The 2592-nt window shown below is 62.2% G+C and carries 1 protein-coding gene; it reads left to right on the top strand.

Annotated elements, in window-relative coordinates; genetic code table 11:
- Positions 1–79 precede the first annotated feature (79 nt).
- Positions 80–934, top strand: coding sequence for a hypothetical protein (locus tag BPODLACK_RS23015; RefSeq protein WP_159406324.1), 855 nt, complete (start codon positions 80–82; stop codon positions 932–934).
- Positions 935–2592: the final 1658 nt, after the last annotated feature.

The following is a 2592-nucleotide window of genomic DNA, read 5'->3' as shown; positions in this document are numbered from 1 at the left end:
CGAAACGCTCCACTACGCTGGCCTCGGCCCCGAGGACCAGCCCACATTGGAGGCGGCACAAAACCTGGGGTGATTCACAGTGCGCCTCACGGTCACCTTTGCCGGGACACCGGAGCCGGTGCCGCAGGTCTTAATCCCCGGTTACGGTGATCAGCGGATTCCTCAGCCCGGGGCATGGGAGTTCACGATCTTTTTGTACCCGCGGGGTTTCGACGCGAAGTACCCACCGCCCATCTATTTCCACTCGGACAATTACGACCCCGGATGGACTGGCTGGCAAATAGACGGCTTGGACGGCGAATCGCGCTATCTTCCGGTCGACGATTGGGCCTTTGAGGGCCACACCTTTACTCTCACCGCTGACTTGTCGGGTTACTTCGGCATTCCGAAGGGCGACGCGTTTTCGACAGACATCTGGGTCATGCCGAGTCAGCACAACTCTCCTCCAACCGGATACGAATCCCCCGCCAGCTATTTCCCCTTCTACAGCTACCCAACCTACGTCTGCCCACAAGCCAGCGCCCACCAGCGGCAGAACCCTCAGCCGACCACCTCAACGGGTGGACCGAGCGCTTTGCAGCCGCGTTCGACGTCTATCGCCCGAAACTCTCCTCAGCAGTTTGCGGACATGGACGAACTTGGCTTTCGGAACTCCCACGCCCGCTGTGATGCCGACGACGAACCTGCGGCGACGGCTCGGACGGCTCAGTCGCAGTTAGTGATCTGTGTTCAGAACGATTACAGCTACTACTATCGCGGTGTCAGGCTGAGCGACCAGGCCCCTAGCGAGTATTGGAATGTGCAGGCCAACTACATAGGGTGGGTAGTCACCAACGGGTCAGTCACCTACACCATCTCGGAGGACGGTCTTGAGATCGCTGACGCGGGTGATGTTCTCGCACACGAAGCAATGATCGAATACCGTGCCGGATAAGCAGTGTCGGAAGCATGTAGGCGGCCGATAACTGCAGCCTGGGCCGCAGGGTCTCCACGATGGTGCCGAGGTCCTTCTGCTGGGCGCGCCGGCCATCTTTGGCACGTACCGGGCAAGAATTGCGTTCCACACGCCCGACGTACGGTCGCACCTTGCCGTCAGTGGAGAACAACCGAAGATCTCAGCGGTGAATCTCAGTCCACCGGTGTGTGGGCTGCATCGCTACCGAACGCGACATCACCTACATCGCCGCCACATTGGAGGCCGATTGTCGGCCCGTCGCCGAACCTGGCCTGTGGGCCATCCGCGGCGGCGACGTCTTCGTCGTCGGTCCCACCGTCGCGCGATCCGCCGGTGAACGTCGCCCCGCCGAACCATGTGTCCCCGGTGAACGTCGCCCCGCCGAACCCCCGGCGGTCCCGGTTAGGACGGACTGCGGCAGACTAAGGGTGATGGATCGACCACCTTCGAGGTCGAGGTCGCCGTCGATGCGGGCGCCGATCAGGCGGATGGGTAGCTTCTCGTCAACGAGCAGGTGACGCAGGTAAACGGCGCGCACGACGCGGTCGTCGGTCCAGCCGACGGCATCCTCGACGGTCGGTTTCCAGGACCCTTTGCGTTCGGTGTCGGTAGGCAAATCGCATCGGTCGCCGGTATGGGCGGCGGTCAACAGCTGGTGTTCGGCGGGGGTTGCGGGCTGCACTGCTGGTTGCACTCCTTGCACCAGCGTGTGCTGGGGCTCCAACTTGGGGCGAGTCTACGGACGCAGCTGATCCTATCGGCACGTCACCATTTCGAGAGGTCCAATATCGCACTAGCCTCTCGTGGCAACGGGTTTGAAGCCCGTCCAGTGTTTCGTTGGCACGCACAAGGGCCGTGTCAGTTCTTTCCGGTGAAAGATAAGTGCGAGGACCGGACGCGCCGTCGAGGGTGTCAATCGGCCAAGGTGAGCGGCGGGCGTCTGCCCAGTCCCGTCGGCCGCGTCAGGGATGCGGTGGGCGAATCGCCGGTAGGCGTTCGCGTGTCGATCGCTAGAGGCGCACACCGCCAGGTGTGATTCATATATCGTTTTGTCACTGGTAACTAAATGTCAAGCCGCACAACATAATTCGTTGATATTCTACCTCATGCCAAGTCGAGTACTGCCAACTTTATCTGCGCATCACCTGTCCCAGTCCTCCGACTACGGAACCTCCAGCAACAGCGCCAACTGATTCCGGTACGCCAGCGCCAGTTCACGCGCGACCGAACGGCACGTCAAACCCGGCGTCGTCAGCGCACAGCGAGCTCTCGAGACCGCCTACTTCGGCTCGGACGGGAAGACGCCTAGCCCCCATCGCCTTCAGCGTTTCCTGAAGAGCAGCCATCGCTGGTGAACGGAGCGCACCACGGATCGCCCAAGACCGGTGACCGGAATCCTCCCTGCTGCACTACGACGAAGCCGGCGCCTCGGCCAGGGAGCCTGCCACCACCAGGCGATGACATACGCTCGTGGTCAGGTTGCACCGGAGTTGCCACTCGCCACGCGTCCGCCGTCAGCGGTGCTGAACCGTCCGATACCGGATGACCTGTAGTGGCTCCAGGGTGAGTCCCCTGGTGTGGTGGGGTTTCGGGGCTGGGGTGAGGCCGTCACGTTGCGTGTCGGTGCCCCTGTTGAG

Source organism: Gordonia sp. YY1, from assembly GCF_009872315.1.
GTDB lineage: Bacteria > Actinomycetota > Actinomycetes > Mycobacteriales > Mycobacteriaceae > Gordonia > Gordonia amicalis.
Note: the sequence above shows the minus strand (reverse complement) of the source record. Positions and strands in the feature narration are given on the sequence as shown.